This window comes from Ferrovibrio sp. (assembly GCF_035304305.1).
Lineage (GTDB): Bacteria > Pseudomonadota > Alphaproteobacteria > Ferrovibrionales > Ferrovibrionaceae > Ferrovibrio.
Genome location: NZ_DATGQG010000071.1, coordinates 1 through 4,712, shown reverse-complemented (window position 1 = coordinate 4,712; position 4,712 = coordinate 1). Strand labels below are relative to the sequence as shown.

The following is a 4,712-nucleotide window of genomic DNA, read 5'->3' as shown; positions in this document are numbered from 1 at the left end:
CGCGAGCGTTCAACGAAAACGGTTCCGACTGGAATCGCGGTTTCGACTGACATGCCTCAAAACCCCCTCCAAACAATCCCGACCCCACCCAGGACTGTCCACCCGTATGCTTAATTATTACTGAACGGATTTCCCGTGAATAGAGTGTTTTAGGATGAGTTGTGCAACCAGCCATTCTAGTTGTGGTGGTTCGCCGTGCCGCAATGCCCTGTCATCAAATCGCGGATGACCGCCGAGAAGGCCTGGGCCCCCTCGGCATTCGCATGCGCACCGTCGAAATAGTACGTATGCGCCGAATGGATGTGATCCAGGCGGGGATCGCGGACCGTCGTAAGGTCGCAGAAATCCAAGCCGCTGAAGGCCTCCCGCATCGCCTCGTAAAGCGGCGCGAGATTCGTTCTGACCGTCCGGTCATAACCATGCATCGGCGCCGACAGCACAACCAGCTGTACGTTATGGCGGCGGACCGCAGCCGCGATCGCATGCAGCAGGGCAATGCCATCGTCCGGGGGGCGAAGCGCGGGCCGGGAGGGACGGTCGGGCAGCGGCCGCGCGGGCATGATGCCGGTCAGGGGCTGATACCCTGTGTTGTCCCAGGCCGGCTTGCGCCATCCGCGTATGACCGCAGCAGCGATGCCGCGGTAGCGGTAGATATGTGAATAAAGCTTCACCGATTCGATCAGGCGGCCGCGCGTCAGCCATCCGCGAAGCTGTGGATCCTGACGGCTCCAGGGCGCGAAGCGGGCCAGATGCTTGACATTGCTCCCGCGCAGGCCGCTCGCCACGTCGTCGGGATCAAAGGCGTAGATCACGCGTGACAGATTGCTGCCGGTGGGCAGCGCGTTAAGCAGGGCGGCAACATAATAGCCGCTCTGGCCATTCTGCGCGGCATTGTAGCTGCCCTCGCCGAGTACGGCCGGATCGAGCGCATATTTGCCGCCGGAAGCGCCAATAACCAGCGTATGAGGATCGGCTCTTTCCACCTGCGCCGCGACGTTGAACGAAGAACGCGCGAAGGCGTAATCGAATACAAGGCCGTAGATGCGGTCTGCGGCAATCAGTGCCAGCGCAATTACGGTGAGTGCCACCGCTACCTGCCGCCGGGTGGCCGGCCGCCTTTCAGAAGCGGAAGTAGACGAAATTGCGGGCATCATCGGTTCCCAGCACTACGGCGGCGAGCACCAGAAGGAAGATCAGGGCGGCCCGCAGCCAGACAGAGTTGATCTGAGCCTGCGGCCTGAAGCGAGCTATGGCTTCGACGGCGATCATGAGTACGGATACGAGAATTGCGGTCCGGGAGACGTCCGCATTCAGGCGGCCGGGTTCAAGGGTAAGCAGCGCGCCCAGCATGGCGCCGTACTGTTCAAGGCTCGATGCGCGGATAATGCCGAAGGTGATCACCACAATGGCGAATGTGACCAGCATTGCGCCGCCGCGGCGAAGCGGGTGTCGCGTTGCGGGCGGATTCGGCAAGGCCTTCCAAGCCAGCAGCAGGCTGGCCTGAACGGCGCCGAACACGACAAAGGTCGCCTCAGCGCCGTGCCACAGGCCCATCGTGATCCAGGTCACGTAGGCTGCCACGGCTTCCTTCCGCCAGCGGCCCCAGCGCGTGAGGCGGACCATCATCATTCCGGTGGGGCGATAGACGTAATCGCCGATCCAGCGGGTCAGCGAGATATGCCAGCGCTGCCAGAAATCCGGGAGCGTCTCGGCGAAATAGGGCTGGCGGAAGTTGCGGATCAACTCAAGCCCGAACAGCTTGCCGGCACCGACGGCGATCAGGGAATAACCGCCGAAATCAGCCAGCAGCTGGAGCGCGAAGCACAGAAAGCCCGTCAGCGCGCCGCGCCAGCCGGCAGTGGCATATTGTGTGTAGGCCGCATCGACCACGCCGCCGAGACGATCGCCCAGCACTTCCTTCAGGAACAGGCCCCAGGCGATCAGCAGCAATCCGTCCATCACCATGTCCGGACTGGGGCGGCGGCCCTCCCAGAGCGGCTTCGACAGGGACGCATATCGCTCGATCGGCCCCGACAGCAGCACGGGATAGAAAGAGGCAAAGAGCGCGAGCCGCGCCAGATGCCGCTCGGGCGGAACGGTGCGCCGGTGCACATCGATCAGGTAACCGCAGCAGGCGAAACTGTAGAAGGAGAGGCCGACGGGAACCAGGACGGATCCATAGCCGCCAAAATCCAGACCGGAGACCGGCAGGATGCGGTCCAGCCCGCCCAGCCAGACCGGCAGATACTTGTAGACGGCCAGCGGAGCCAGCACGAGCGCGACGCAGCCCAGAATGCCTCCGGCGCTCCGCTGTTTCGCGCCGAGCCACAGGCCGGCGGCATAGGTGACCAAGATGATGGCCCAGAGCAGCAGCGGAAAGCGCCAGTCGATGGCGCCGTAAAGCACGGTGGCGGCGGCCAGCAGCAGCAGCCGTCGCGGCCATGGCGGCAGCAGCGCGGCAAGCGCCGCGGTGACGAGGATGCCGCCAATGTGAAGCAGGAGATCCATCAGACCCGGTCGCCGATCACGCGCTGCATCAGGATGCGATCACGTCGCGCGCCTGCCAGGCTGACACCCTGTCTGATACGGCCTGCCGGTTCAAAACCCGCCTTTTCCATGCAGCGGGCCGAGGCGGCATTGCCTTCCACGATCCACGCCGTCAGGACGTGCAGTCCGACCGGATTCAGGCGGCAGAACCGGTCGATGGCGGCCGATGTCAGGCCGCGCCCCGACAATGCCGGATTGCCGAGCAGAAACCACAGATTGGCGATGCCATCGATCGTATCGATGCTGTCCAGCGCGATCAGGCCGGCCGGTTCGGACGAGTCCGGCAAGGCGAACAGCATCCAGAACTGGTCACGGCGGCGCAGGCCCAGCGCCAGCGCCTGCGCCGTGACGGCGGCGCCGCGCAGGTTCGACGAGAGCATGGCATTGATGGCGGGATCGCTTAGCCACCCGGCGATGCGGTCGCAGTCCGCGACGGCAGCCGGACGCAACACGGGATCGGTCATGGCTGTCCGGACGGGCGCAGGGCGTCCGCGGCCTGCCAGAGCGCATAGTCGCGCCGCAGGCCTTCGGGCCAGCGGGCCGGGTCGAGGCCGTGCTGCATGACGACGGCAATCGCCAGCCGCTCCAGGCCGAAACCGAGACAGCCGGTATTCGCCCGCATGCCGCCCACGCGGATGTCGAAGGCCTTGCCGAATGTCGCCGCATGCAGGTTCGACGACAGCACCGCCAGAGTCCTGCCCGTTCCGGGCAGAACGGCGCGGTATTCGTATTTCATTGCCAGACGGTGCTGATGGACCGCCTTGGCCTCGTAGTCATCGGTAAAGAAGGGATCGTTCGCCGGCAGCAGTTCGCCGTAGAGCGACCAGGCCGTCGCCCAGTCCTCGATCATCTTCATGCAGGTTTCGCGCGTCTCGCGGACGTAGTCCGCGCTTCCGATGAAGATGATTTCGCGCAGCGTGAATTCCATCAGACGGCCGGGATCGCTGTGATTGGCCGATTCATAACGATGGCAGCGCGTCACGGCGGTCACCGCCTCGTTGTCAGGAAGCTGCGCGCCGCGCCGGGCGGCATAGCAGTGATAGCAGGTGGACGGATTATGCATCAGCGCCACGGGCGCCAGTTCCCCTGCTTCCGGCTGCACCGGGCCGGTGGTTGCGCGCGCCCGTGCGGCGAAGCTTTCGAGGACGCGCAGATCCTCCGACAGATGGCTGACGAAATGGAGATGCTCGGGGAAAGCGCGCAGATGCTGCGTCAGGGCGAGCTGCTCGATCGGGATGACGTTCGGATAGAGCTCATCGCGGGCGCCGAAGGCGCGGGCGAAGCGCCACAGCGTGATCCAGTCGAAAAACCGCATCAGGTCGCTGTAGGGCGTGCGCAGGATGAACAGACCCGGCGGCCCGCTTGGCTGGAACCGGGCCGGATCGATCTCGGCCGCCGGTGCCGTCAGACCGGCCGGCGGGGCAAGCGTGAACCGGGGCACCAGCGGTGGCAGCTCGACGCTGCCGAAGCGGCGGCAGAGCAGCTCAAAGCCTTCGTCGACGAGGGTCTGGGGCAGCAGTTCGGCACTTTCCACCCACCAGGCCTCGTCCTCGATCCAGACCCGCTCCACGGCAGGATGGATGTAGGCGGCGGCATAGCGCACGAGATCCCGCCCGTGAGCGGGCACGGGGACGCTGGAACGGATCCGGTTCATCGACCGGGCTGGGCTGCGATGGCGGCCGCAATGCCGCTGACCTTGCGCATCTGGCCTTCGTAGAAGTCGGCGCCGGACAGATCAACGCCGTAGCGGCTGCGGACGAATTCGATGAGTTCCACCATTCCGAAGCTGTCGATATAGCCGCCGTCGATCAGGTCGACATCGGCGGTCAGCATCGGGTCTTCTGCATTGGAGGGGTCGAGTCGGCGCAGGAAATCAAGCAAATCCGCCACAACAGCCTGCGCCATATGAAAATCCCCCGAAATGCCGGCGGAACACGCCGAACCAGAACTTCCGACATTCATAAGAAGCCGCCGGATACAGATCAAGGGGTTGGCGGCGCGTGCCCGGCACGGAAAGGCAATGCGAGTGGTGGGCGGTACAAGGATCGAACTTGTGACCCCTACCATGTCAAGGTAGTGCTCTACCGCTGAGCTAACCGCCCGTGCCACTTCAAAGGTCCGGCCGATGCTGCGGTGGCGCGGACGGCAGGCTTTTAATCGCTGCC

General features: G+C 64.6%; 4 protein-coding genes and 1 tRNA gene. All 5 read right to left on the bottom strand.

The features are described from left to right. Window positions 1–176: 176 nt before the first annotated feature. The 5 genes from VKZ87_RS08810 to VKZ87_RS08790 all read right to left on the bottom strand — a co-directional run bounded on the left by VKZ87_RS08810 (window position 177) and on the right by VKZ87_RS08790 (window position 4,649). A complete protein-coding gene (locus VKZ87_RS08810; RefSeq protein WP_324220878.1) occupies window positions 177–1,088 on the bottom strand; it encodes a hypothetical protein in 912 nt (303 codons plus the stop codon). 31 nt (window positions 1,089–1,119) lie between these two features. Then, window positions 1,120–2,508, bottom strand: coding sequence for an MBOAT family O-acyltransferase (locus VKZ87_RS08805; RefSeq protein WP_324220877.1), 1,389 nt, complete (start codon window positions 2,506–2,508; stop codon window positions 1,120–1,122). Continuing rightward, complete coding sequence (locus VKZ87_RS08800; protein WP_324220876.1) at window positions 2,508–3,011, bottom strand: GNAT family protein; 504 nt, start codon at window positions 3,009–3,011, stop codon at window positions 2,508–2,510. The genes VKZ87_RS08805 and VKZ87_RS08800 overlap by 1 nt, the downstream gene beginning before the upstream one ends. Further along, window positions 3,008–4,150: a hypothetical protein gene (locus tag VKZ87_RS08795; protein ID WP_324220875.1), complete on the bottom strand. Its 1,143-nt coding sequence runs from the start codon at window positions 4,148–4,150 to the stop codon at window positions 3,008–3,010. The genes VKZ87_RS08800 and VKZ87_RS08795 overlap by 4 nt, the downstream gene beginning before the upstream one ends. Window positions 4,151–4,574: 424 nt before the next feature. Further along, window positions 4,575–4,649, bottom strand: a tRNA-Val gene (locus VKZ87_RS08790). Between the last annotated feature and the right edge of the window lie 63 nt (window positions 4,650–4,712).

What these genes read in the sequence shown, in the direction of transcription:
- VKZ87_RS08805 (WP_324220877.1), bottom strand. Translation starts at nt 2,508, where the DNA reads ATGGATCTCCTGCTTCACATTGGCGGCATCCTCGTCACCGCGGCGCTT.
- VKZ87_RS08800 (WP_324220876.1), bottom strand. Translation starts at nt 3,011, where the DNA reads ATGACCGATCCCGTGTTGCGTCCGGCTGCCGTCGCGGACTGCGACCGC.